General features: G+C 70.6%; 19 protein-coding genes and 1 other RNA gene. 13 read left to right on the top strand and 7 right to left on the bottom strand.

Annotated features, from left to right (window positions below; genetic code table 11):
* Positions 1-93: 93 nt before the first annotated feature.
* The 3 genes from SLW56_RS20530 to SLW56_RS20520 form a co-directional block, all read right to left on the bottom strand.
* Entirely contained in the window at positions 94-696 is a 603-nt protein-coding gene (locus SLW56_RS20530) for a thioredoxin family protein (protein WP_295966275.1), read from the bottom strand.
* Between the two features lie 15 nt (positions 697-711).
* Positions 712-2,232: an oligopeptide:H+ symporter gene (locus SLW56_RS20525; protein ID WP_320695393.1), complete on the bottom strand. Its 1,521-nt coding sequence runs from the start codon at positions 2,230-2,232 to the stop codon at positions 712-714.
* Between the two features lie 294 nt (positions 2,233-2,526).
* Complete coding sequence (locus SLW56_RS20520; protein ID WP_152236756.1) at positions 2,527-3,438, bottom strand: tryptophan 2,3-dioxygenase family protein; 912 nt, start codon at positions 3,436-3,438, stop codon at positions 2,527-2,529.
* Positions 3,439-3,630: 192 nt separating this feature from the next.
* Here SLW56_RS20520 and SLW56_RS20515 point away from each other — a divergent pair.
* The 8 genes from SLW56_RS20515 (at position 3,631) to SLW56_RS20480 (ending at position 16,085) form a co-directional block, all read left to right on the top strand.
* Positions 3,631-3,706: non-coding RNA, sX9 sRNA (locus SLW56_RS20515), on the top strand.
* A gap of 42 nt (positions 3,707-3,748) precedes the next feature.
* On the top strand, positions 3,749-7,330 hold the full coding sequence (locus SLW56_RS20510; RefSeq protein WP_320695392.1) for a lamin tail domain-containing protein: 3,582 nt from the start codon (positions 3,749-3,751) through the stop codon (positions 7,328-7,330).
* Between the two features lie 525 nt (positions 7,331-7,855).
* Positions 7,856-8,944, top strand: coding sequence for a pyruvate dehydrogenase (acetyl-transferring) E1 component subunit alpha (gene pdhA / locus SLW56_RS20505; protein WP_017916506.1), 1,089 nt, complete (start codon positions 7,856-7,858; stop codon positions 8,942-8,944).
* Positions 8,937-10,016 (top strand): alpha-ketoacid dehydrogenase subunit beta, encoded by a 1,080-nt coding sequence (locus SLW56_RS20500; RefSeq protein ID WP_043094489.1) that lies wholly within the window; start codon positions 8,937-8,939, stop codon positions 10,014-10,016. Before pdhA ends, SLW56_RS20500 begins: the two co-directional genes overlap by 8 nt.
* Position 10,017: 1 nt before the next feature.
* Positions 10,018-10,368 carry an SH3 domain-containing protein gene (locus SLW56_RS20495; RefSeq protein WP_017910228.1) on the top strand — a complete coding sequence of 117 codons (351 nt, stop codon included), beginning with the start codon at positions 10,018-10,020 and terminating at the stop codon, positions 10,366-10,368.
* Positions 10,365-11,804 (top strand): dihydrolipoamide acetyltransferase family protein, encoded by a 1,440-nt coding sequence (locus SLW56_RS20490; protein WP_017910229.1) that lies wholly within the window; start codon positions 10,365-10,367, stop codon positions 11,802-11,804. Before SLW56_RS20495 ends, SLW56_RS20490 begins: the two co-directional genes overlap by 4 nt.
* A gap of 936 nt (positions 11,805-12,740) precedes the next feature.
* Positions 12,741-14,312, top strand: coding sequence for a M4 family metallopeptidase (locus SLW56_RS20485; protein ID WP_267092896.1), 1,572 nt, complete (start codon positions 12,741-12,743; stop codon positions 14,310-14,312).
* 486 nt (positions 14,313-14,798) lie between these two features.
* Positions 14,799-16,085 (top strand): DEAD/DEAH box helicase, encoded by a 1,287-nt coding sequence (locus SLW56_RS20480; RefSeq protein WP_320695391.1) that lies wholly within the window; start codon positions 14,799-14,801, stop codon positions 16,083-16,085.
* A 323-nt stretch (positions 16,086-16,408) separates the two neighbouring features.
* Here the strand turns inward: SLW56_RS20480 and SLW56_RS20475 are convergent, their stop codons facing one another.
* Positions 16,409-16,738, bottom strand: coding sequence for a DUF6172 family protein (locus tag SLW56_RS20475; protein WP_017909718.1), 330 nt, complete (start codon positions 16,736-16,738; stop codon positions 16,409-16,411).
* Between the two features lie 165 nt (positions 16,739-16,903).
* Here SLW56_RS20475 and SLW56_RS20470 point away from each other — a divergent pair, with 165 nt between their 5' ends.
* Positions 16,904-17,665, top strand: coding sequence for an SDR family NAD(P)-dependent oxidoreductase (locus SLW56_RS20470; RefSeq protein ID WP_017909717.1), 762 nt, complete (start codon positions 16,904-16,906; stop codon positions 17,663-17,665).
* A gap of 190 nt (positions 17,666-17,855) precedes the next feature.
* Here SLW56_RS20470 and SLW56_RS20465 read toward each other — a convergent pair whose 3' ends face one another.
* Positions 17,856-18,488, bottom strand: a complete 633-nt coding sequence (locus SLW56_RS20465; RefSeq protein WP_295910844.1) for an NAD-dependent dehydratase — start codon at positions 18,486-18,488, stop codon at positions 17,856-17,858.
* Positions 18,489-19,023: 535 nt separating this feature from the next.
* Here SLW56_RS20465 and SLW56_RS20460 point away from each other — a divergent pair.
* Positions 19,024-19,950 carry a carbohydrate kinase gene (locus SLW56_RS20460; RefSeq protein ID WP_295939621.1) on the top strand — a complete coding sequence of 309 codons (927 nt, stop codon included), beginning with the start codon at positions 19,024-19,026 and terminating at the stop codon, positions 19,948-19,950.
* Positions 19,951-20,041: 91 nt separating this feature from the next.
* The gene (locus SLW56_RS20455; protein WP_267092901.1) at positions 20,042-20,542 is read left to right on the top strand and encodes an MgtC/SapB family protein; all 501 of its coding nucleotides are present in this window, start codon (positions 20,042-20,044) and stop codon (positions 20,540-20,542) included.
* Here the strand turns inward: SLW56_RS20455 and SLW56_RS20450 are convergent.
* Complete coding sequence (locus tag SLW56_RS20450; RefSeq protein ID WP_295920154.1) at positions 20,503-21,129, bottom strand: ParB-like protein; 627 nt, start codon at positions 21,127-21,129, stop codon at positions 20,503-20,505. The two genes, SLW56_RS20455 and SLW56_RS20450, sit on opposite strands and share 40 nt — an antisense overlap.
* Positions 21,130-21,548: 419 nt before the next feature.
* On the opposite strand from SLW56_RS20450, the gene SLW56_RS20445 reads away from it, so the two are divergent.
* On the top strand, positions 21,549-23,159 hold the full coding sequence (locus SLW56_RS20445) for a diguanylate cyclase (protein WP_320695390.1): 1,611 nt from the start codon (positions 21,549-21,551) through the stop codon (positions 23,157-23,159).
* Positions 23,160-23,265: 106 nt separating this feature from the next.
* Here the strand turns inward: SLW56_RS20445 and SLW56_RS20440 are convergent, their stop codons facing one another.
* The gene (locus SLW56_RS20440) at positions 23,266-24,162 is read right to left on the bottom strand and encodes a DUF808 domain-containing protein (RefSeq protein ID WP_320695389.1); all 897 of its coding nucleotides are present in this window, start codon (positions 24,160-24,162) and stop codon (positions 23,266-23,268) included.
* A 140-nt stretch (positions 24,163-24,302) separates the two neighbouring features.
* On the opposite strand from SLW56_RS20440, the gene SLW56_RS20435 reads away from it, so the two are divergent.
* Positions 24,303-25,928 carry a dihydroxyacetone kinase subunit DhaK gene (locus SLW56_RS20435; RefSeq protein WP_295939613.1) on the top strand — a complete coding sequence of 542 codons (1,626 nt, stop codon included), beginning with the start codon at positions 24,303-24,305 and terminating at the stop codon, positions 25,926-25,928.
* Positions 25,929-26,146: the final 218 nt, after the last annotated feature.

The following is a 26,146-nucleotide window of genomic DNA, read 5'->3' as shown; positions in this document are numbered from 1 at the left end:
TCCGCGACCGGGCATTCCTTGGAAGCCCGGTCGCGGCTGATCCCACAAAAGGGGACAAGACCCGCTCCTACGAGAACTGCGCTTCGCGGCCGCTCAGGCCTTCGGCGGCGCCCATTCCTTGAGGAAGTCCGAGAACTTCCTGCGGTCGTAGTCCTTGCCCTTCTGCAGGTCGGCGAGCACCTGCGAGTGCAGCAGCTTGCCGTCGGCGTCGAGCACCAGCAGGTGCGGGAAGTCGACGATCTTCGGGTACTGCGCCATGAACGCCTCGTTCTTGTTGGCGTCGCTGACGTTGACCTTGACCCAGACGAAGTTGGCGTCGCGGAAGCTGCGCAGTTCCGCATCGCCCTCGATGAAGTTGTCCAGGGTGTGGCACCAGTCGCACGCCTCGTTGCCCACGTCGAGCAGGATGCGCTTGCCGCCGCGCTTGGCCTCGACCATGGCGGTGTCCAGGTCGTCGGCCGGATTGCGCTGCGGATCGAACTGCGCGCCCAGGGCCTTGGCCGCGGCCACGTCGGCGGCGGCCGGGGTATTGCCCGAGGCCACCGGCTGGCTGGGGTCGGCCACCGGCGGCTTCTGCACCGAGGTGTCCAGCGGCTTGGCCGGCGCCTGCGCGTCGGGCGGCGCCGCGGTCTGCCCGCACGCGCTCAGCGCCAGCATCGCCGCCAGGGCAGCGCAGATCGTTTTGTTCATCGCCATTGCCAGGTCCTCAGGTCATTTGACGCCGTGCATCAGTTTGTTGATCAGCGGCGCCACTAGGAAAAGGATCACCCCGGAAACGATCAGCGCCCAGAAGCCGAACGTATACCCCTTCAGCGCCGAGGCCACGGTCATGCCCCCTTCGCCGCTGACGATACCGGCAAAGATGCCCGACAGGTTGTTGCCGATGCCGGTGGACAGGAACCAGCCGCCCATGCCGAAGCCGACCAGCCGCACCGGCGCCAGCTTGGTCACCATCGACAACCCGATCGGCGACAGGCACAACTCGCCGATAGACTGGATGACGTAGACCATGAACAGGGTCCAGAACGGGATCTTGCCGTCCACCACCATTGACGACAGCGCGTACATCAGCAGTGCAAAGGCTGCACCGTTGAACAGCAGGCCGAGGCCGAACTTGCGCGGGATGGACGGATTGGCGCGGCCCATCGCCACCCAGATCCAGGCGATGATCGGCGCCAGGATGATGATCGCCACCGAGTTCACAGACTGGAACCATGCCGTCGGGAAGGTCCAGGCGCCGAACTGGCGGTTGACGATGTTCTCGGCCAGGAAGGTGAATGAACTGCCGGCCTGCTCGAAGAACATCCAGAACATCACGTTGAAGGCGAAGATGATCAGCATGGCAATCACGCGGTCACGCTGCACCTTGCCCTCGCGGATGCCCTCGATCAGCAACAGGACCGACAGCGCGGTGAACATCGCGCCCAGGATCCAGGCCAACGCGGTGGCACCGGAGGCCAGCAGGAAGTACGCCACCGGAATGGCGACCACCGCACCGACCAGCACCATGGCGACGCGACCGAGTCCTTCGGCGCCCACTGGCGCAGCGCCGATCCCCTTCAGGCCGGCCCGGCCGATGTAGAACCAAACCAGTGAGATCAGCATGCCCACGCCCGACGCGATGAACACGACCTTGTAGGACGGCGTGCTGTCGCTGCCGAACACCTTGCGCGCCAGGTACTCGGTGAACACCGGGGCGATCATCGCGCCGATGTTGATGCCCATGTAGAAGATGGTGAACCCCGAATCGCGGCGCGCGTCCTGGAGGCCGTAGAGCTTACCTACCATGGTGGAGATGTTCGGTTTGAACAGGCCATTGCCGACGATGATCGTGGCCAGGCCGAGCTTGAAGACGTGCTGTTGCGGCAGCGAGATCATGAACAGCCCGGCGGCCATGATGATCGCGCCTGTCAGGATCGAGCGCTGGTAGCCCAGCACCCGGTCGGCCACGTAACCGCCGAAGATCGCCGCGGCGTACACCAGTGCCAGGTAGGCCCCGTAGATGCGGCTGGCGTCGCCTTCGCCGTCGGCATTGCCGTTGTAGAACTGCGCCACGATGTACAGCACCAGCGCCCAGCGAATGCCGTAGAACGCGAAGCGCTCCCAGAACTCGGTCATGAACAGCATCCACAGCGGACGCGGATGCCCCAGCAGGGTCTTGAATTCGGGCGGTTGCGCTGACGGCGGCTGCGGTGAGGCGGGGTGATTCGACGCGACGACGTCAACGCTCATGCGGTGTTCCCTTGCGTATTCAGGATGGGCTGGGGCGGTGCGTCCGGCCAGGCCGGGCAACGGGCGAGGATCACCGAGCGACGGCGTGGCGTCAAATGCGTGGTGGGGCCGGGACTCGGGACCCGGAGCCCGGGACCCGGAAAGGCGGGCGCTCGAAGGCCAGGGATTCCGGGCGAGAAGGCGATGTGCGCATGCGGTACGCCAGCCTCCGCGCGGCGCGCCACGCGGAAAGACCAACGCCTCCGACCACGACGCAGCGCAGCAAGGCCGAGCGGCGCCTGCCCGCGCGCTCCACTACGGCGCTTGCGACGCCCCACCCGGGTCCCGGGTCCCGAGTCCCGGGTCCCGGCTCTCCAGCCCCACCGAGGTCCGCACCTCGAACAGCTCCGGAAAGAAGGTCAGCGCCAGCGCCTGCTGCAGGAAGCCGACGCCGCTGGAGCCGCCGGTGCCGCGCTTGAAGCCGATCACCCGCATCACCGTGCGCATGTGGCGGAAGCGCCACAGCTGGAACTGGGTCTCCAGGTCCACCAGGTCCTCGCACAGCGCGTACTCGCGCCAGTAGCGGTCGGTGTTCTCGTAGATGCGCTCGAACACCGGGCGCAGCAGCGGGTCGCTGACGTGCGGCTGGCGCCAGTCGCGGGCGTGGTACGGCGCCGGCACCGCGTGGCCGAAGCGGGCCAGGTAGCGCAGGAACTCCTCGTACAGGCTGGGCGCCTCCAGCACCGCCTGCAGCGCCGCCTGGCCCTGCGGGTCGTGGTCGAACACCGGCAGCATCTGCGCGTTCTTGTTGCCGAGCATGAATTCGATGGTGCGGTACTGCAGCGACTGGAAGCCGGAGGACGGACCCAGCACGTCGCGGAAGCCCATGTACTCGGACGGGGTCAGGGTCTCCAGCACCGACCACTGCTCGGTCAGCAGGCGCAGCACCTGCTTGCTGCGCGCCAGCACCTTGCGGCACTGCCACACCTGGTCGCGCTGCAGGTGCGCGATCGCCGCGCCCAGCTCGTGCGCCAGCAGCTTCAGCCACAGTTCCGAGGTCTGGTGCTGGACGATGAACAGCAGTTCGTCGTGGTGCGGGGGGTTCGACAGCGGCTGCTGCGCCGACAGCAGCCGGTCCAGGCGCAGGTAGCCGCCGTAGGTCAGGCGGCCTTCCAGGTCGGTGTGGATGCCGGCTTCGAGCGGGCGCTGGTTCTGTTCGACGGGCATGGGCGGCGTGGGCGTTCCGGGCCGGCAAGGGTACCGCAGCGACGAATGTCACACATTCGTCAGCACCGGCTGACAAACTCCGGCACAATCGTCGGCGGCGCCTGGGGGGCGCCGTCACGTTATCTGCGTAAGAGCGGCAAACCAAACTACTGCGCAGCCACCAGGCGGGCGCGGACGGTGCTCGGAATCCTCATGTACCACTCGTACACTGCGGTTCCTCCGCGCCGTCCGCACCCACCTGGCGACTGCTCGCTACGTTTCGTTCGCCACTCTTAAGTCCACGTCTTCAAGGATTGGGGAGATCTTGTTCATGCGAACCATGCTGCTTCGAGCTGCAGTATTGTCGTGCGCGCTGGGTGGTGCCGGTTACGCCCAGGCCCAGGTGGTCATCAGCCAGGTCTATGGCGGTGGCGGCAACAGCGGCGCCACCTACAAAAGCGATTTCGTCGAATTGCACAACAACGGCAGCGAGGCGGTGAGCCTGGCCGGCTGGTCGGTGCAGTACGCCTCGGCCGCCGGCAGCAGCTGGCAGGTCACCACGCTCAGCGGCAGCATCGCGCCGGGCGGCTACTACCTGGTCAAACAGGCCGACGGCAGCGGCGGCAGCACCGCGCTGCCCACGCCCGACGCCACCGGCACCATCGCCATGAGCGGCAGCGCCGGCAAGATCGCGCTGAGCAAGAGCAGCGCCGCGCTGAGCGGCGCCTGCCCGGCCGGCAACGCCGACTTCGTCGGCTACGGCAGCAGCGCCAGCTGCGCCGAGGGCAGCGCCCCGACCGCCGCGCCCAGCAACACCCTGGCGGTGCTGCGCGGCAACGGCGGCTGCAGCGACAGCGACAACAACAACGCCGACTTCGCCACCGGCGCGCCGACCCCGCGCAACAGCGCCGCGCCGGTCAGCCTGTGCGGCGGCGGCAACCAGCCGGTGGCCAGCGTGGCCAACGTCAGCCGCGCCGAAGGCGACAGCGGCAGCAGCGCATTCGTGTTCACGGTGACGCTGAGCCAGCCGGCCGGTAGCGCCGGTGTGACTTTCACCGTCGCCACCCGCGACGGCACCGCCACTGCCGGCAGCGACTACCAGGCACTGGCCGCGACCCAGGTGACCATCCCGGCCGGCGAAAGCAGCGCCGAGGTGCGCGTGCTGGTCAACGGCGACACCAGCAACGAACCCGACGAGACCTTCTACCTCGACATCACCGGCGTCAGCGGTGCGCTGCCGTCCACGCTGACCGCCAGCGGGGTGATCCTCAACGACGACTTCAACCTGGTGCCGATCCACAGCATCCAGGGCAGCGGCGCGCGCTCGCCGCTGGTCGGCCAGGTGGTCGCCACCAGCGGCATCGTCACCGCGCGGCGCAGCGCCGGCTTCTTCCTGCAGACGCCCGACGCCCAGGCCGACGCCGACCCGCTCACCTCCGAGGGCATCTACGTCTACACCGGCAGTGCGCCGCCGGCCGAGGCCGCGGTGGGCAATTCGGTGCGGGTGCAGGCCACGGTGGTCGAATACGTGCCCAGCACCGACCCCAGCCAGCCGCCGCTGACCGAACTGACCTCGCCGACGGTGCTGCTGCAGTCCACCGGCAATCCGCTGCCGGCCGCGGTCGAGCTGACCACCCGCTTCCCCGACCCGAACGGCGCCTACGACCAGCTCGAGCGCCTGGAAGGCATGCGCGTCACCGTGCCCAGCCTGACCGTCAACACGCCGACCCTGGGCAACGTCAACGAGACCAACGCCAGCGCCACCAGCAATGGCGTGTTTCATGCCGTGGTCACCGGCCTGCCGCGCGCCTGGCGCACCGCCGGCGTGCAGCAGCCCGACGCGCTGCCGGCCGGCTCGCCGGCCGATGTGCCGCGCTGGAACACCAGCCCGCAGGTGATCGCGGTCGGCAGCGCCGGCCTCGGCGGCCAGCGCATCGACGTGGCCGCCGGCTGCACCGTGCTCGGCGTCAGCGGCCCGCTGGACTACAGCTTCCGCCGCTACACCATCTACCCGGAAACCGCGCCCAGCGTGCAGTGCGACGGCGCCGACCAGCCCAAGGCCGCCCCCGCGCCGCAGGCCGACGACGTCAACATCGCCACCTACAACATGGAGCGCTTCTTCGACGACCAGAACGATCCGGCGATCGGCGAACCGGTGCTGACCGCGGCCGCCTACCAGGCGCGCCTCAACAAGGCCTCGCTGGCGATCCGCAACTACCTCAACACCCCCGACATCCTCGGCACGGTGGAGATCGAGAACCTGAGCGTGCTGCAGACCCTGGCCGACCGCGTCAACCGCGACGCGGTGGCCGCCGGCCAGCCCGATCCGCAGTACGTGGCCTACCTGCAGGAAGGCAACGACGTGGGCGGCATCGACGTCGGCTTCCTGGTCAAGACCGCGCAGATCGGCGCCGGCATCGCCCGCGTCGAGGTGGTCTCGGTGAGCCAGGAAGGCAAGGCCGCCACCTGGACCGAGCCCAGCGGCACCGTCAGCCTGCTCAACGACCGCCCGCCGCTGCTGCTGAAGGCGGTGGTGCATTTCGCCGACGGCCGCGCGCTGCCGCTGACCGTGGTCGAGGTGCACCAGCGTTCGCTCAACGGCGCCGAGACCGACGACGCCAGCGGCCAGCGCATCCGCGCCAAGCGCCAGGCGCAGGCGGTGTTCCTGGCCAACCTGCTGCAGGCGCGTCAGGCCGCCGATCCGACCGAGCAGTTGCTGGTGATGGGCGACTTCAACGCCTTCGAGTTCAACGACGGCTATGTCGATGCCATGGGCACCATCACCGGCCTGCCGGCGCCCGACGCGCAGACCGTGGTCGGCGGCGACGGCGCCACCCTGGTCGATCCGGCGCTGTACAACCTGACCCTGCTGTCGACGCCGGACCAGAGCTACTCCTACGCCTACGACGGCAACGTGCAGTCGCTGGACCACATCCTGGCCAACCGTGCGCTGATGCGCTCGGCGCAGATCGCCGGTCTCAGCGAAGCCCATGCGCGGCTCAACGCCGACTTCCCGGCCGTGGCCCGCAACGACGCCAACTCGCCGGCGCGGCTGTCCGACCACGACCCGGCGGTGGTGCTGATCAAGCTCAAGCCGCTGGAGCGCGCCGACCTGAGCCTGCGCGTGAGCGCCGCCAACGCGTCGGTCTATGCCGGCGACACCATCCGCTACAGCGTGGAACTGGCCAACGCCGGTCCGGACGCGGCGCGTGCGGCGGCAGTCGCCTTCGCCCTGGACGCGGCGGTGGCCCCGAGCGTGACCGCCGCCCCGGGCTGGGACTGCGCCGCGCCGGAGGTGGCTGCGCAGACCGTGGTCACCTGCAGCACCGCGCAGTTCGCCGCCGGCACCACGCCGCGCTTCGAACTGGCGGTGCCGGCCGGCACCGCCCTGGTCGGGCGCAGCCTGAGCCTGGCCGCGTCGGTGGCCTCGCAGACCGAGGACCCCAACCCCGGCGACAACGGCGGCGGCGCCACGGTGGCGGTGCAGGCGCGTCCGGCCGGCGACCTGGCGGTGTCGATCGACGGCCCGGCCACCCTGCCGTTCTTCGCCTTCTTCGCCGACTACCGCATCGACGTGCGCAACCACGGCAATGCACCGGTGCAGGGCGCCAGCCTGGAGATCGACGGCAGCACCCTGTCGGCGCTCACCGCGCTGGTGCCGCCGCGCGGCTGGCAGTGCGTGCGGCAGAACCACGGCCTGCGCAGCGCGCGCTTCCAGTGCCGCAGCGGCGCCGACCTGGCGCCGGGCGCCAGCGCCGCGTTCCGCCTGAGCCTGGCGACACGGCCGCTGCCGGCCGACCGCCAGATCGTGATCGGCGCCAGCGCCGGCTCGACCTCGGCCGATGCCGACCCGAGCGACAACAGCGCGCGCTTGAGCACCCGCGTGGAGGGGCTGCGCCTATTCGGCCGCTGATCGCGGCAAGCGGTGCAGACGAAAGGGCGTGGCCGCAAGGCCACGCCCTTTTTGCTTGGGGCAACGCCACCCGGCGCCGATCACGCGCTGCCGAAAGCGCTATCGCGCAGGAGCGGCGTCAGCCGCGATGGGGGATCCCCGGTAACGCCCGTCGCGGCTGAAGCCGCTGCTACGAGGCGACGTCCATGCGGCTTGAGGGTGCGTAGCGGGCGATGCGCGATGCCCTTGCGCTGCTGCTGCACGCGTGCGCCTTCTGTCCTTGTCCGACACTCTCGCCTCCAGCGCGCACCGCACCGCCGGCATGGACCACCGCCACCGGTGGACACCCACGCGCACATGAACGGCATGCATCGCAGTGCAACATCGGCGATACCCAACGCCATCAATCGGCAACGCGGCGCGACCACGCTTTTCTTGTGCGATACGGCATCGCCGCGTGCTGCGGTGCACGACGGCTTTTGTGCACGGCTTCCTTAACATGCCGACTCATATCATTTGAAACTTGTTGTCGAGAGCGCCATCGCCATGAGCATCGCCGCCCAGTTCGAAATTGAGTTCCTGCAGTACCTCGACGCGGGCGGCCAGCCGGTCCGCGACGCGCTTCCGGCCGACTCGGCCAACCCGCAGACGCTGCTGGCGCTGTTCAAGCAGATGCTCTACGTGCGCACCTTCGACAGCAAGGCGGTGGCCCTGCAGCGCACCGGCAAGCTGGGCACCTACGCCTCCTGCCTGGGCCACGAGGCCACCCACATCGGCATCGGCGCGTCGATGCGCCGCGGCGACGTGCTGGCGCCCAGCTACCGCGAGTACGGCGCCATGTTCATGCGCGGCGTGCGCCCGCGCGAGATCCTGCTGTACTGGGGCGGCGACGAGCGCGGCAGCGACTTCCAGCGCGATTCCGACGCCGCCCGCGACTTCCCGATCTGCGTGCCGATCTCCACCCAGTGCCTGCACGCCGCCGGCGCCGCACTGGCGTTCAAGCTGCGCGGCGAACCTCAGGTGGCAGTGGCCACCTGCGGCGACGGCGGCTCGTCCAAGACCGACTTCTATGCCGCGCTCAACTCCGCCGGCGCCTACCAGCTGCCGCTGATCCTGTGCGTGATCAACAACGGCTGGGCGATCTCGGTGCCGCGCAACGCGCAGACCGGTGCGCAGACACTGGCGCAGAAGGGCCTGGCCGGCGGCCTGCACTGCCTGCAGGTGGACGGCAACGACCTGATCGCCGTGCTCGAAGCGATGCGCCAGGCGCGCGAGCGCGCGCTGGCCGGCCAGGGCGGCACGGTGATCGAGTTCATGACCTACCGCCTGTCCGACCACACCACCGCCGACGACGCGCGCCGCTACCGCGACGATGCCGAGGTCAAGCAGGCCTGGGAACGCGAGCCGCTGCTGCGCCTGCGCACCTGGCTGAGCGCACAGGGCCTGTGGAGCGAGGAAGAGGAAGCGGCGTGGAAGCAGGAATGCGCGCGCCTGGCCGACATCGAGCTCAACGCCTACCTGGAAACCCCGGTGCAGCCGGTGGAAGCAATGTTCGACTACCTGTACGCCGACCCGCCGCCGGACCTGCTCGCGCAGCGCGCCGAGGCCATCGCCCTGGAGCAGCGCCATGGATGAGTTGAGCCCCCGCCTCGCCGATCACACGGCCGCGCCTGCGGCCGGCACCGCCCACAGCGCCGCCACCGCGCGCGGAGACAGCCCGATGACCAGCACGCCCATTACCCTGATCGAAGCGGTGACCCAGGCGCTGGCCTGGGAACTGCAGCACGACCCGTCGGTGCTGGTGCTGGGCGAGGACGTGGGCGTCAACGGCGGCGTGTTCCGCGCCACCGCCGGCCTGCAGCAGCGCTTCGGCGCGCAGCGCGTGCTCGACACCCCGCTGGACGAGACCACCATCGCCGGGCTTAGCGTCGGCCTCGCCGCGCAGGGCATGAAGCCGGTGGCCGAGGCGCAGTTCGACGGCTTCGTGTACCCGATGGTCGATCACCTGATCTGCCACGCCGCGCGCCTGCGCACCCGCACCCGCGGCCGCCTGCACTGCCCGATGGTGCTGCGCGTGCCGTGGGGCGGCGGCATCCGCGCGCCGGAGCACCACAGCGAAGCCAACGAATCCATCTTCACCAACGTGCCGGGCCTGCGCGTGGTGCTGCCGTCCTCGCCGCAGCGCGCCTACGGCCTGCTGCTGGCGGCGATCCGCGAGCCGGATCCGGTGATCTACATGGAGCCCAAGCGCATCTACCGGCAGTACAAGGAAGTGGTCGCCGACGATGGCGAGGCGCTGCCGCTGGACGTGTGCTTCGTGCTGCGCGACGGCACCGACGTGACCCTGGTCGCCTGGGGCGCGCAGGTCAAGGAAGCGCTGGAGGCCGCCGACCGCCTCGCCGCCGACGGCATCAGCGCCGAAGTGATCGACGTGGCCACGCTGCGCCCGCTGGACTTCGACACCATCGCCGAGTCGGTGGCGCGCACCGGCCGCTGCGTGATCGTGCAGGAAGCCCCGCGCAGCGCCGGCTTCGGCGCCGAGATCGCCGCGCGCCTGGCCGAGCAGTCGATGTACGACCTGGTCGCGCCGGTGCAGCGCGTGACCGGCTACGACACCCACATCCCGCTGTTCCGGCTGGAAATGAAGTACCTGCCGAGCACCGACAAGATCGTCGCCGCGGCCAAGCGGGCGATGGCCGCGGGTTGATATGCAGGCACGTCTGATCAGCGATTACCGCGCCGCCTATCCGCATCCGATCCGCATCGCCGCCGGCGAGCGGGTCGCGCTGGGCGTGCGCGACGAGGAGTGGCCGGCGTTCGTCTGGATCACCGGCACCGCCGGCAGCGCCGGCTGGGCGCCGCTGGCCTGGCTGCAGCCGACCGGCGACGGCCATGCCGTGGCGATGCGCGACTACGACGCGCGCGAACTCGATGCCGCGCAGGGCGACACCGTCGTCCTGCATCACGAATACGGCGACTGGTGGTGGGCCGAGCGCGCCGACGGCACGCAGGGCTGGCTGCCGGCACGCGACCTGGAACTGCTGGAAGAGACCACATGAGCCAAACCAAGAATTTCAATCTGCCCGACCTGGGCGAAGGCCTGCCCGACGCCACCATCGTCGAGTGGTTCGTCAAGGAAGGCGACACCATCCGGCTGGACGAGCCGCTGGTGTCGATGGAAACCGCCAAGGCGGTGGTCGAAGTGCCGTCGCCGGTCTCCGGCAAGGTGCTGAAGCTGGCCGGCGCGCCGGGCGACATCGTCGTCACCGGCAGCATGCTGGCGCAGTTCGCGCCCGACCCGAACCTGCCGCAGCGCGCCGAAGGCCAGGACACCGGCCATCACCATGGCGGCGCGGCACCAGCCGCATCCGGCAAGGGTGCCGGCGCGGACACCGCTGCGGCCGATGACCGCGTGGTCGCCTCCGACGACGGCGGCGAACTGCACGACGCCGACAACGCGCAGTCCGCAGGCGAGCGCGACGATGCCGGCACCGTGGTCGGCGCGATGCAGAGCTCCAACACCGTGCACAGCGAGCAGGCCGTGTCGGTAGGCGGCGTACGCGCGATGCCGGCGGTACGCGCCCTGGCCAAGAAGCTGGGCGTGGACCTGGGCCGGGTGCGTGCCAGCGGCGCCGACGGCGCAGTCACCCTGGCCGACGTCAAGCAGGCCGCGGCCGATGGTTCGGCGAAAGCCGGCGCCGCTGCAGGAACGGCTTCGGCCGCGACTGCACGGAGCCCTGCCGTCGCGGCTGAAGCCGCTCCTGCGCCGGCCCGCACATCCCAAGCCGCACCTGCGCGCACCCCGCTCTCCGCCGCCGGCAAGCCGATGCGCACGCAGCCGCCGGGCGTGGCCGTGCAGGGCCAGCCCGAGCCGCTGAAAGGCGTGCGCCGCAACATGGCGCGGGTGATGGCCGAGGCGCAGCGCCAGGTGGTGCTGACCACGCTCAACGACGATGCCGACCTGCACGCATGGACGCCGGGCAACGACACCACCGGGCGCCTGGTGCGCGCGATCGTCGCCGCCTGCCAGGCGGTGCCGGCGCTCAACGCCTGGTTCGACGGCGAGGCGCTGACCCGCACCCTGCACGCGCACGTGGACATCGGCATCGCCGTGGACACCGACGACGGCCTGTTCGTGCCGGCCTTGCGCAACGCCGACATGCTCGATGCGCGCGGCGTGCGCGAAGGCATCAACCGCCTGCGCCAGCAGGTGGAGGCGCGCAGCATTCCGGCCTCGGAGCTGAGCGGCTACACCATCTCGCTGTCCAACTTCGGCATGTTCGCCGGCCGCTACGCCACCCCGATCGTGGTGCCGCCGTGCGTGGCCATCGTCGCCGCAGGCCGCGCCCGCCACCAGCTGGTGCCGGTGATGGGCGGCGTGGAGACGCACAAGATCCTGCCGCTGTCGCTGAGCTTCGACCACCGCGCCTGCACCGGCGGCGAAGCGGCGCGCTTCCTGCGCGCGATGATCGACGACCTGGCGCTGCCGGGCTGAGCGCCGGCCGTCTTGCAGATCAGCCGACCTGCCTGACGCCAGACGGTGCATCTGCTGCGCTGATGCAGTAGATGCACCGCCATGGTGGTATGCACCCCCATTGCGGGAGGGACTTCAGTCCCGACGCGACGAACTAAAGGCATTGGGATTGAGCCCGTTCTGCAGCGCAGGCCTCAACGGCGACATAGAGGGGCGCGTGTTCTCTACGGTCTTCTACACACTTCGGGATGCTCTCCCGAGCAATTCCAGCACAGCGCGTCGGGGCTGAAGCCCCTCCCACAGGGAAGTGACCAAGCGCTACCGGCGGTCCGGGATTGGTGCTGCCGATCACTCCGCATGCATTCGGTGCACATCAGCCGATCTGCATAGAACCAGACGGTGCATCTGCGCACCAGGTACAGCAGATGCGTCCCGTGTGGGAGGGACTTCAGTCCCGACGCGACGAACTAAAAGCACCGCGATTGAGGCCGTTCTGCATTGGATGCCTCGGAGGCCACGCAGAGGCGCGCGTGGTCTCTGCAGTCTTCTACACACTACGGGATGCTCTCCCGAGCAATTCCTGCACAGCGCGTCGGGGCTGAAGCCCCTCCCACAGTGCAGGGACCAAGTGCTACCGGCGGTCCAGCATTGGTGCTGCGATCGCTTCGCATGCATTCGGTGCACATCCGCCGACCTGCATGCATCGTGATGGCGAACCGCTTGGCTCGATTGCGCGTCACACGTCGCAGCTACGGCGATACCGCATCTGTTCGATGCAAAAACCCTGAACGCAACCTGTCTACCACGCGACGCGACGCCGCCGTTATGGTCGCTGCACAGGGGGAGGCACTGCGCCGATCGGCCGCACTGCCCTGAACGTCATGCCACGCATCGCGCCACGGCCGCTCCGCTGCCGCGACGGCGCGCCCTTCCTTCTTGCGTTCGAGGATTCCGCTCATGACTCTGCCACGTCATCATCGTCCGTCGGTGCTGCTGCCCTCCCTGCTGATTGCGCTCGCCGCCACCTCCGCCAGCGCCGCGCAACGCGTGGATCTGCACGCCAAGAACCCGGACACGCTCGGTACCCAGTACCGCAGCGCCGCCGCGCGCGTCGGCGGCATACCGGCCGCGGCCGCGGTGCGCCATGCCGAACTGATCGGGCTGGACGCCGAGTCCGCGCTGACCCTGCTCGGCAGCAGCGAAGATGCCGACGGCACCGTGCACCGCCGCTACCAGCAGACTTTCCGCGGCATTCCGGTATGGGGCGAGCAAGTGATCGTCAGCGAGCGCGCCGACGGCAGCGTGCGCAGCCTGTTCGGCCGCTCGGTGGCTGGGCTGGCCAGCGAGTTGCCGGCGACTGCCGCCAATGCGCCCAGCGCCACGCTGACTGCCGACCGTGCGTTGCTGCTGGCCCAGCGCGTCGCGCTTGGCACCGCCCAGGCCGAGCGCCGCATCGAACGCGCGCAGGCGCCGCAGATGATCTACCTCGACGACAGCGACCGCGCGCACCTGGCCTACGTGGTGTCGTTCTTCGCCGATGCGCCGAACGGCGGCGCGCCGAGCAGGCCGTTCGTGATCGTGGATGCGCGCAGCGGCGCCATCCTCAAGCAGTGGGACGCGCTGACCACGCGCGACGCCACCGGCCCCGGCGGCAACGCCAAGACCGGCCAGTACGAATACGGCAGCGACAGCATCCACGGCTTCCTGGAGGTGGACGACAACTGCCGCATGCAGAACAGCAACGTCAAGTCGGTGAACCTCAACGGCGGCAGCTCCGGCACCACCGCGTACCAGTTCACCTGCCCACGCAACACCTACAAGGCCATCAACGGCGCCTACTCGCCGATCAACGACGCGCACTACTTCGGCGGCGTGATCGAGAAGATGTACCGCAGCTACGTCGGCGTGGCGCCGCTGACCTTCCAGCTGGTGATGCGCGTGCATTACGGCACGCGCTACGAGAACGCGTTCTGGAACGGTTCGACGATGAACTTCGGCGACGGCAACACGCGGTTCTATCCGCTGGTCAGCGCCGACGTCGCCGGCCACGAGGTCTCGCACGGCTTCACCGAGCAGCATTCCAATCTCACCTATTCCGGCCAGTCCGGCGGCATCAACGAGGCGTTCTCGGACATGGCCGGCGAGGCCACCGAGTACTACCTCAAGGGCACGAACGACTTCAAGGTCGGCACCGAGATCTTCAAGGCCAACGGTGCGCTGCGCTACATGGCCACCCCGACCCAGGACGGCAGCTCGATCGACAACGCCGCCAACTACCGCAGCGGCCTGGACGTGCATTACTCCTCGGGCGTCTACAACAAGGCGTTCTACACCCTGGCCACCACCTCCGGCTGGAACACGCGCAGCGCCTTCGAAGTGTTCGCTCGCGCCAACCAGCTGTACTGGACGCCCAGCACCAGCTTCAACAGCGGCGCCTGCGGCGTGCAGACCGCCGCGAGCGACCTGAGCCGCTCGGTAACCGCGGTGCGCAATGCCTTCGCCGCCGTTGGCGTGAGTTGCCCGCAGTAAGGTCCGCGAAGACGCGCACGGCCATCCGCGTGGATGGCCGTGCGTTGCAGTTCGGGATTGGGGATTGGGGATTGGCAACAGCTGCTCTCGCCGATCGTCGCGTAGGAGCGGCGCTTGTCCCCTTTTCGGGATCAGCCGCGACGGGCGAAGTGGCGTGCGTTCCGATGCCGCAATGCGTCGGGACTGAAGTCCCTCCCACAGTGCACCCGGCGAGCTCGCCGCACGCCCTTGTGGGAGCGGCGCTTGTCCCCTTTTCGGGATCAGCCGCGACGGGCGAAGCGGCGTGCTTTCCGATGCCGCAATGCGTCGGGACTGAAGTCCCTCCCACAGTGCACTCGGCGAGCTCGCCGCACGCCCTTGTGGGAGCGGCGCTTGTCCCCTTTTCGGGATCAGCCGCGACGCGCGATGGCCAGACGCGTCACGACGGAAGCCGCGCGCACGCCAGGTCGGCGATACTGTCCAGTCTCACCTTTGCTGCCCCTCCCGATGCCGTTCGCTTCCCTCGGTCTGTCGCCCGCGCTGTATCCCGCCTTCGCCGCCGCGCTCGCGCGCGTCGGCTGGCAGACGCCCACGCCGATCCAGCAGCAGGCGGTGCCGCAGATCGTCGCCGGCCACGATCTGCTGGCCATGGCGCAGACCGGTTCCGGCAAGACCGCGGCGTTCGCGCTGCCGTTGCTGCAGGCCTGCGCGCAGGCGGCCAGGCCGGCGCGCTCCACCCGCGTGCTGGTGCTGTTGCCGACCCGCGAACTGGCGGTGCAGGTCGCCGATACCTTCGTCGCGCTGGGCCTGGAATTGCCGCGGCGGCCGCGGGTGGTGGTGGCGGTCGGCGGCGTCTCGATCAATCCGCAGATGCTGGCGCTGCGCGGCGGCGCCGACGTGGTGGTGGCCACGCCCGGGCGTCTGCTCGACCTGCTGGCGCAGCGCGCGCTACAACTGGACGCGGTGGCGCACCTGGTGCTGGACGAGGCCGACCGCCTGCTCGACCTGGGCTTCGGCGCCGAACTGGAGCGGCTACTGCAACTGCTGCCGCCGACGCGGCAGACCCTGTTGTTCTCGGCCACCCTGCCAGCCCCGATCGCGGCGCTGGCCACGCGCCTGCTGCGCGCGCCGCGACGCATCGGCGACGCCGCCGACGCCGCACCGATCCCGGCGACGCTGCGCCAGCGCGCGATCGAGGTCGACGACGGGCGTCGCCTGGCGTTGCTGCAGCATTTGCTGGAACAGGAAGCATGGCCACGCGCACTGGTGTTCGTCGCCAGTCGGCGTAGCGCCGAGCAGGTCGCCACGGCGCTGGCCAAGGCCGGCATCGCCGCGCAGCCACTGCACGGCGACCTCGCACAAGGGCGGCGCCTGCGCACCCTGGAGGCGTTCCGCCAGCAGCAGGTGCGGGTGCTGGTGACCACCGACCTGGCCGCGCGCGGCATCGACATCGCCGCGCTGCCGGTGGTGGTGAACTACGACCTGCCGCGTTCCACCGCGGACTACACCCATCGCATCGGCCGCAGCGCACGCGCCGGTGCCGAGGGCCAGGCGCTGAGCTTCGTCGACGCGGCCAGTGCGGCGCATCTGCGCCTGATCGAAAAGCGGCAAGGCGTGCGCGTGCCGCGCGAACGCATTCCCGGCTTCGAGCCGAAGCAAGCGCCACCCCCGGCCGCCGCGCCGGCCACAGAGGCGGCCGCCTCCACCGGCGGCATCAAGGGCAAGCGGCCGAGCAAGAAGGACCGGCTGCGCGCGGCGCGTGCGCAGGACGGGGAGCCACCCGCGAGCGGCTGAGCGCCGCCGCGCGGGCTGTACCACGCTTTGCTGCGGCATCCGTCGCCACACAGACGCGTGCCGAGATCAGGCACGTTTCCGGCCAGAACATCAGGACGACCGCGTCGCCATGCGACGCGGGCTTGTCGGACGGATCCGACCAAGAACGCCGGGAGCGTCCGCGCCAACGCGTGCCGCAGTCGGCCCTCCGGCCAGAAACGCCGGAAGGCCTGGCGCACCGCGGCAAGCGCTGCGGCAATGCCAAAGGGCGCGGGCAGTGGCCTGGCGTCGCACGTCGCTGCCACGGCGCCGCCCCACGGCGCGACAGGCACGCCGAATCGCGCTCAGTCCTCGAAGGGATCGTGCTCGCTTTCGTCCTGGCCGCCCTTGGCCCGCGGCGGCCGCGTGCACGCGCGGCTGCGGATCTCCACGTAGAACTGCTCGCCGCCGGCGGCGACCAGCGCGTCGACCGCACGCAGCAGTTCGGCCGGCGGCAGCACCGCGGCGGTGGCTTCCTCGGTGCCGAACAGGGTGTCGAAATCCCAGTAGTCCGCACCGGCCGGCAAGGTCTTGCGGCGCTCGCGGCGGATGTACTTGCGGATGTCGTGCTTGGCGGCATCGAGCAGGCGGTCGGGATGCTTGCCTTCGATGCGGAGCCGGTAGGTCTTCTTCACTGCGGGAAATCCTGGAAAGGGAATGCGGCGGTCATCGCAGGGCGACGGCGCGGCGGGCGCACCGACGGACGGCGCGTACGACGGCCGCCATGGTGCCAGAAGCGGCCGCACGCTGCGGATTGCGCGGATAATCGGCGCACGCCCCACGGCACGCAGGAGCCACCGATGACCGATCCGTCCGCTTTCGCGGGATACCGCGTGCTCGTCGCCGGCGCCAGCCGCGGGATCGGCCTGGCGATCGCCGATGCCTTCGCCCGCCATGGCGCCGCAGTGGCGATCTGCGCGCGCAGTCCCGCGCCGCTGGCCGACGCCACCGCGCAGTTGCAGCGCCACGGCCACCCGGTCGCGGCGCAGTGCTGCGATCTGGCCGACGCCGCGCAGATCCAGACCTGGGTGGCCCAGGCCGCGGACGCACTGGGTGGCATCGACGTGATGATCAACAACGCCTCCGGCTACGGCCATGGCGACGACGATGCGAGCTGGCAGGCCGGCTTCGACATCGACCTGATGGCCGCGGTGCGCTGCAACCGCGCCGCGTTGCCGCAGCTGCGCGGCAGTGGTCGCGGCTGCATCCTCAACATCAGCTCGATCAACGGCCTGCGGCCGACGCCGCGGGTGCCGGCGTACTCGGCGGCGAAGGCGGCGCTGAACTATTACACGACCACCCTGGCGACGCAGCTGGCGCGCGAGCGGATCCGGGTCAATGCGATCGCACCCGGTTCCATCGAGTTCCCCGGCGGCCTGTGGGAGCAGCGTCGCCAGCAGCAGCCCGAGCTGTACCGGCAGATCCGCGCGAGCATTCCGTTCGGCGCCTTCGGCGCGATCGACGACGTCGCCAACGCGGCGCTGTTCCTGGCCTCGCCGCAGGCGCGCTGGATCACCGGCCAGGTGCTGGCGGTGGACGGTGGGCAGTCGCTGGGCGCCTGAGGAAGGTCGCGCCCGGCCTGGTCCAGGCACACGAGGCACCGCGGCGAAGAACTGCGTGACTGCTCGCGGTGCAGACGCGGGCGCCTACATCGCGCACGAACGTCCGCCCCATCGCAAAGCGGCTTCAATGTGCATCGCACGCAATGCTATGCACTCGCGCGCTCCAATCCCCAATCCCCAATCCCAGCTCCTAAACCAACTGCGCCGCGTCGATCACCCGCACGCCCGGGCGCGGCTGCAGTGCGGCCGCGACCAGCGCCGCGGCGATGCGTTCGGCCGGATTGATCCGGTAGCGCCGCGGCAGCAGCGGTCCGAGCGCACGCAACACCACGCTGGCGGCATGCTCGCCGCGGCGGCGTTGCGCACGCTCGCCGCCGATCAGGCCCGGCCGCACCAGGGTCAGCGACGTAAAGCCGAGCGCGCGCAGGTCGTGTTCCAACTCGCCCTTGACCCGGTTGTAGAACGCCCATGACCGCGGATTCGCGCCCAGCGCGGAGTTCAGCGCGAAGGCCTCGGTGCCGTACTGGCGCAGCAGCCGCGCGATCGCCAGCGGATAGTCGTGGTCGACCCGGCGGAACGCCTCCCGCGAGCCGGCCTGGCGCATCGTGGTGCCAAGCGCGCAGATCGCCGCCTCCACCTGCCACCAGGGCGCCTGTGCCGGCAGCGCGTCGAAGTCGAGCACCGGGTTGTGCAGCTTGGGATGGGTCATGGCCAGCGCGCGCCGGGTCGGCGCGATCACCGCGCTGCAGGCGGGGGCGGCCAGCAACTGGCGCAGCGCGTGGCCGCCGACCAGGCCGGTGGCGCCGGCGAGCAGGATTTTCATGGGGCGTCCTTGGAGGCTGGCTGGGGCAGGTGGCGACTATCGCAGGGGCGGCGGCAAGGCGTTGTGGGCGGGGTGTGCGTTGGAAGGCGGTCCATGAGGCGCTGCGCGGCCGTACCCTCACCCCAACCCCTCTCCCGGGGGGAGAGGGGCTTCAGCTGTTCCCTTCTCCCCTCGGGAGAAGGTGCCCCGCAGGGGCGGATGAGGGTACGGGCGCCAGCCAGGTATCACTCCTAAACGCCAGCATGCAACCAAGCGCCAGCACAGGGCCGGCCGCTCGCCTCCAGGATCCATGAGGCGCTGCGCGCCCGTACCCTCACCCCAACCCCTCTCCCGACGGGAGAGGGGCTATGGCTTTTCCCTTCTCCCACCGGGAGAAGGTGCCCCGCAGGGGCGGATGAGGGTTCGGGGCGCCAGCCAGCCTGGTCCTCGCATGCTCCTGCCTGCCCCACACACGGTCGCCGCGCCGCAGCAGGTACGCCACAATAGCCGCCCCATCGCGCCGGCCGGCGCGCTGCAACCTATGAGGAGCGGTTCGATGTTCGTGGTGTGCGGAGAGGCCTTGTACGACATCTTCATCGACGGCTACGCCGGCACCTCGGTCGCGATGACCGCGCGCCAGGGCGGTTCGCCGTTCAACGTGGCGATCGGCCTGGCCCGCCTGGGCGCACCGTCGGCGCTGTTCACCGGCCTGTCCACCGATCCGCTGGGCCGCCAGCTGCGTGCCACCCTCGAAGGCGAAGGCGTGGCCCTGGACTACTGCATCGACAAGCGCGAGGCCACCACCCTGGTGATGGTCGCGCTCGACGCCGGCGGCGTGCCCAACTACGCCTTCTACGGCACCGGCTGCGCCGATCGCGCGCTGACCGAGGCCGACCTGCCGGCGCTGGACGCGCGCGTCGGCGGCCTGCATTTCGGTTCCTACACCCTGGTCGCCGAGACCACCGCCAGCACCTTCCAGGCGCTGGCCGAGCGCGAGCGCGGGCAGCGGCTGATCTCGCTGGACCCGAACGTGCGGCCGACGGTGGAGCCGGACATGGCGGTGTGGCGCGCGCGGCTGGCGCGCTGGATCGCGCTGGCGCACGTGGTCAAGGTCAGCCAGGAGGACATCGAGCTGCTGTATCCGCAGCAGGATCCGTTCGCCATCGCCCGCAGCTGGCTACAGCAGGGGCCGTCGCTGGTGGTGATGACCCTGGGCGGCGACGGCGCGGTGGCCTGGCGCGGCGACAGCGAAGCGCGTGTGCCCGGCCGCGTGGTGCAGGTGGCCGACACCGTCGGCGCCGGCGACAGCTTCCAGGCCGCGCTGCTGCAGCAGTTGCCCGATCCGGCCGCGCTGGCGGCGCTGGGCAGCGAGCCCGCCGCGCTGGAGCGCCTGCTGCAGTTCTGCGTGGCCGCCGCGGCGATCAACTGCACCCGTGCCGGCGCCAACCCGCCCAGCCTGGACGACGTCCGCGCCGCGCTCTGACGTCGGCCGACGGCATGCACGCGGCGCCCGCGGCCGGCTTGCCTATGATGGGCCGGCCGCCCGCGGCGACACATCCACCGGGAGACCTGCCTTGACCGACCTGTCCGAGATCGCCGTGCGCCTGGGGATCGCCGCCCTCGCCGGCGCGGCGATCGGGTTGAACCGCGACCTGCACGGCAAGCCGATCGGCATCCGCACGCTGGGCCTGGTCGGCCTGGCCACCGCGATGGTGGTGCTGCTGGCCGACCCGCTCGGCAAGGGCGGCTTCACCGATGCCGGCAGCCGCGTCATCCAGGGCATCCTCACCGGCATCGGTTTCCTCGGCGCCGGCGTCATCTATCACACCCAGAAACATGTGCGGGTGCATGGCCTGACCAGCGCCGCCTGTGTCTGGCTCACCGCCTGCGTCGGCATCATGTGCGGCGCCGGCCAGTGGCAGATCGTGGCCGTGTCGCTGGCCATCGCCTTCGTCATCCTGCTGTTCGGCGGCCGCGTCGAACGCGCCCTGCACGCACTCCTGGGCGGCAGGCCGGCGCATGACGCCCCGCCGGATCAGTCGTCGGACAGCGGCCCGCACCAGCCCGGCAAGTAGCTCGCGTCCCGGCTCTTGGCGAGCGCGAGCGCGGTCTCCATGGCGCGGGCGAAATCCTCCTTGATGTCGCGGCGCCGCAGCCGGCGGCGGAACAGGTCGGCCCACAGGAATTCGCTGAAGGGCGTGGTGTCCTTGGCGTAGCCGCCGGCGCGGCGGACCTCGCCGGCGAGGCTGCGGTAGGGATCGTCCTTCAGGTCGGCGATGGAGGTGGGCATGTCCTTGAACGGGCGGCGCTCGCCCTTGGCGTCGTAGGGATAGGCCCAGCGGCGATGATCCAGCACGCTCCACAGCGCGGCCTTGTCGACCATGCTGAGGTCGGCGATCACCGTGACCAGGATGTCCTTCACCCCTTCGTCTAGCAGCGCCCGCGCCAGATGGTGGTGATCGACCACGTAGTAGCGGCCATCCGGTCCCAGCACCACCGGGATCATGTGCGTGCCGAGCAGCTCTGCCTGCTTGTGCTTGGACGCGTGCGCGCGCCAGCGCTTGCGCTTCTCCTTCACCTCGCGCATGCCCACGGTCATCTGCGTGGGACGCAGGGACAGGATCGGAACGGGATGCAGCAGCGGTTCGCGGGGATCGGCCATGCTCAGTCTCCGTGGAAGTGCGCGCGCCGGCGGCAGGCGCGGCCGCCAGAGTGCCAGCGTCGTGCGCGTTCTGCACAGCGCCGCGGCACACGCGATCTTTCGGGAGCCAGGTGTTGCTCCCCTCTCCCTCCGGGAGAGGGGTTGGGGGTGAGGGTGCGACGGCTAGGGAACCTCTTCCCCCAGACACCTCCCTAGCGAACCGCCCCCTCATCCGCCCCTCCGGGGCACCTTCCCCCGAAAAGGGGGCCATGGTCCCGAAGGGAGAAGGAAGCAAGGGGCCGGGGGTGAGGGTACGGCCGCCATGGAGTCCCCTTCACAGACACGGCGCCCGCCGGCTCAAGCGCGCGCCGCCAGCGCCGATATCCAGTTCCTGAGCGCCACCATCGGCGGCGCATTGACCTGGGGAGGAGCCGGCTGGCATGTCGGACCAACGCGACGAGCCGCCGATCAGCGGACTGCGCAAGCTGCTGTCGCCACGTCGGCGCGATCCCGCGCCGACGACGGCCGCGGGGCTGCCGGCGCGCGCGCAGGGCCACAGCCATGCGCACAAGCACGGCCACGCGGCGCCGCCCGCGGAGGCGGCCACCGATCCGGCTGCCGCCACCGCCGCGCTGATCCGCCTGTTCCAGCAGGCGCACGAGCCGCAAGGCCTGCTCGGCGCCTTCGCCGACGGCATGGCCTCGCTGCACGGCGAATTGGGCGACATGGGTCGGCGCCTGCAGTCGGCGGCGAGCAGCGGCGACTGGCCCAGCTACGGCCGCGCACTGCGCCAGCTGATCGACAAGTACATCCGCACCATCGACGTCGACGACCCGCTGGCCGGGCCCAGCGACAGCGAACGCCTGCGCGACCTGCTGCGGCAGACCGTGGCCGGCGCGCTGGCGGCGCTGCTGCACACCCTGCCCGAACTCGCCGGCGAGGCCGAGGCCAGCGGCGAGGCGCTGCGCCAGTGGCGTCCCGGGCAGCCGCTGGAACCGGTGGCGCAACAGGTGCGTGAGCTGTGCCACCAGATCGCGTTGCGCGCCAGCGACGGCCAGGAACAGCAGGCGCTGTTGCTGAGCCTGTTCGACCTGTTGCTGGAGAACGTCGGCGAACTGCTCGACGACACCAGCTGGCTGCAGGGCCAGATCGCGGTGGTGCGCGACCTGATCGCCGGGCCGCTGGACCGCTACTCGATCGAGGAGGCGCGCGGCAGCCTGCGCGAGGTGATCTACAAACAGGGCCTGCTCAAGCAGGGCATCGCCGAATCCAAGGAGGCGATGAAGGAGCTGATGCTGAGCTTCGTCGCGGACCTGGACGGCATGGCCGCCAGCACCGGCGAATTCCACGACCGCATCGCCGACTACTCGCAGACCATCCGCGACGCGCGCAGCATCGCCGACCTCAACCGCCTGCTGCAGGAAGTGCTGCAGGACACCAGCCACGTGCAGGAGCAGGCGCTGCGCGCGCGCGATCACCTGATCGCCGCACGCCAGGAGGTGGAGGCGGCGGAGCAGCGCATCCTGCGCCTGGAGCAGGAACTGCAGGACGTCAGCGGCCTGGTGCGGGTCGACCAGCTCACCGGCGCACTCAACCGCCGCGGCCTGGACGACCTGTTCGTGCGCGAACTGGTGCGCACCGAGCGCAGCGCGCAGCCACTGTGCGTGGCGATGCTGGACCTGGACGATTTCCGCAAGCTCAACGAGACCTACGGCCACCCCGGCGGCGACAGCGCCCTGCGCCACGTGGTGGAAGTGGCGCGCACCACCTTGCGCGCCAGCGATGCCATCGCCCGCTTCGGTGGCGAGGAATTCGTGCTGCTGATGCCGGACTGCACGATCTTCGAGGCCAGTGCGGCGGTAACCCGGGTGCAGCGCGCGCTGGCCCAGCGCGCGGTGGTACATGAAGACCAGCGCGTGTTCGTCAGCTTCAGCGCCGGCGTGGCGCTGCGCCAGCCCGGCGAAGCGCAGGACGCGCTGATCCGCCGCGCCGACCGTGCGCTATACGAGGCCAAGAAGGCCGGCAAGAACCGGGTGGTGTCGGCCGACTAGCTGGCGCCGGCGTGGCCGGCGCGGGATTGGGGAGTCGGGATTGGGGAGTCGCAAAAGCGAGCATGCGCGTCGCTGTTGCGAATCCCGAATCTCCAATCCCGAATCCCTACTCCCGCACCTTCTTGATGCCCAGCACCACCGCCAGCACCACCGCGCCGGCCACGATTCCCACCAAGGCGTTGCCCAGCGCAAGCACCAGGCTGCCCAGCCCGCCGGTCGGGGCGATCGCCTGGATGGCGTGGTGCAGCGGGCCGATGCTGTGCACCAGGATGCCACCGCCGACCAGGAACATCGCCGCGGTGCCGGCGACCGACAGCGTGCGCATCAGCCACGGCGCCAGCCACAGGATGCCGCGGCCGATCGCCGCGGCGGCGGCGCCCTTGCGGCTCAGGTACAGCCCCAGGTCGTCGAGCTTGACGATGCCCGCGACCAGCCCGTAGACGCCGGCGGTCATCGCCAGCGCGATCGCCACCAGCACCGCGAGTTGCTGCACGAACGGCACGCCGGCGACCACGCCCAGCGACAGCACGATGATCTCCGCCGAGAGGATGAAGTCGGTACGGATCGCGCCCTTGACCTTGTCCTTTTCCAGCGCGACCACGTCCACCTGCTGGTCGGCCAGCGCCTGCACCTGCTGCGCGTGACGTGCCGCGTCCTCTTCCTTCGAATGCAGGAAACGGTGCGCCAGTTTCTCCACGCCCTCGAAGCACAGGAAGGCGCCGCCGATCATCATCAGCGGGGTGATCGCCCACGGCAGCCAGGCGCTGATCGCCAGCGCCGCCGGCACCAGGATCGCCTTGTTCAGCAGCGAGCCCTTGGCCACCGCCCATACCACCGGCAGTTCGCGGTCGGCGTTCACCCCGGTCACCTGCTGCGCGTTCAGCGCCAGGTCGTCGCCGAGCACGCCGGCGGTCTTCTTGGCCGCGACCTTGGTCAGGATCGACACGTCGTCGAGCAGGGTGGCGATGTCGTCGAGCAGGGTGAACAGGCTGGCGCCGGCCATGCGGGGATTCCATTCGGGATGAGCGGCGATTCTCGCCGATTCCGCCGACCAGGTGCGTGAGCAGGCCGGCCTCAACCGCGCGTAACGCCGGCCCGGCTATCGTGCGCCACACCGCCGCACGGCCTGCACAGGACACCCGCATGGACCAGTTCCTCACCGCCCCCCGCGCCATCGTCGACGACGTCCTCGCGGCCGCGGCCATGCTGCAACCGCTGCGGCTGTCGGAAACCGGCAGCGGCACCCGCATCGTGCTGCAGGCCGAGCGCGATCCGCGCCAGGTCGCGGTGCTGTCCGGCGGCGGCGCCGGGCACGAGCCGGCGCATGCCGGCTTCGTCGGCCCGGGCATGCTCAGCGGCGCCATCGCCGGCGACCTGTTCGCCTCGCCCGGCGTGGAAGCGGTGCTGGCGGCGATCCGCGCCTGCGCCGACGCGCCCGGCGTACTGCTGGTGATCAAGAACTACACCGGCGACCGGCTCAACTTCGGCCTGGCCGCCGAGCGCGCCCGTGCCGAGGGCATCGACGTGGCCAGCGTACTGGTCGCCGACGACATTGCCCTGCCCGACGCGGCGCAGCCGCGCGGCATCGCCGGCACGGTGCTGGTGCACAAGTACGTGGGCCACCTGGCGCGCGAGGGCGTGCCGCTGGCCGAACTGGCGCAGCGCGGCCAGGCCTTCGCCGACCGCCTGCTGTCGCTGGGCATGGCGCTGTCCAGTTGCAGCGTACCCGGCCAGCAGGTCGGCCGCCGCGCGCCGGAACTGGGGCTGGGCATCCACAACGAGCCCGGTGCGCGGCCGGTGCAGCCGGGCGCGGTGGAAGAGGCACTGGCGCTGGTGCTGGACCCGCTGCTGGCGCAGGCCGATGCCCGCCTGGGCGCCGACGCGCCGCTGGTGCTGATGCTCAACGATCTCGGCGGCTGCTCGACGCAGGAACTGGGCGTGCTGACGCGGCTGGCACTGCAGCGCATCGGCGTCGAGCGGGTCGCGCTGATGCCGGTGCCGGCAGCGCTGATGACCTCGATGGACATGCACGGCTTCTCGATCACCCTCGCCCCGGCCGATGCCGACGTGCTGGCCGCACTGCAGGCACCGGTGCAGACCCTGGGCTGGCCCGGCGTGCGTGTGCCGCAGGCAGTGCAGACCTTTGCGCCGGCACTGAAGCGCGACGACAGCCACCGCGATGGCCCGCGCGATGCGCAGTGCGCAGCGGCCCTGGGCCGGGTGGCGCAAGCCCTGATCGCCGCGCAGGCCGAGCTGGACGCGCTGGATGCGCGCAGCGGCGATGGCGACGCCGGCAGCACCTTCGCCGCCGGCGCGCGCGCCCTGCGGCAGGCGCTGGACACCGATGCGCTGGCCACCGGCGACGCTGCCGCACTGGCGCGCGGCCTGGCGGCGACGATCGAACACAGCATGGGCGGCTCCAGTGGCGTGCTGCTGTCGATCCTGTTCACCACCGCTGCCGGTGCGCTGGCGGACGGCCGCGACTGGGTGCAGGCGCTGCAGGCCGGCGTGGCGCGGATGCAGCACTACGGCGGCGCGCAACGCGGCGACCGCACCCTGCTCGATGCGCTGCTGCCGGCACTGGACGCCCTGGCACAGGACGCCGACGTGGAGGCCGCCGCACGCGCCGCCCGCGCAGGCGCCGATGCCACCGCCCAGCTCACCCGTGCCGGTGCCGGCCGCGCCGCGGCGGTGCCGGCGGACGCACTGCGCGGCGTGATCGACCCCGGCGCCGAAGCGGTGGCGCGGGCGTTCGCAGCGTGGCGGTGAAGCGGCCGGTCGGGTCGGCCGATGCGGTGCGAGGCAGGTATGGGTCAATCGGGGCGGCAGGCGTGTTCGGGAATGCCCGTCGCGGCTGAAGCCGCTCGTACAAGGCTTGCGGCGAGCTGTCCGAGCGCACTGTGGGAGGGACTTCAGGGCACCTCGAACAACCTGCCACGACCTTGAGCCAGGGGTAGCATCTGTCGCAACGGCACCAGAGCGGCGCT

The organism is Xanthomonas sp. LF07-6 (genome assembly GCF_034105445.1).
GTDB lineage: Bacteria > Pseudomonadota > Gammaproteobacteria > Xanthomonadales > Xanthomonadaceae > Xanthomonas_A > Xanthomonas_A sontii.
Note: the sequence above shows the minus strand (reverse complement) of the source record. Positions and strands in the feature narration are given on the sequence as shown.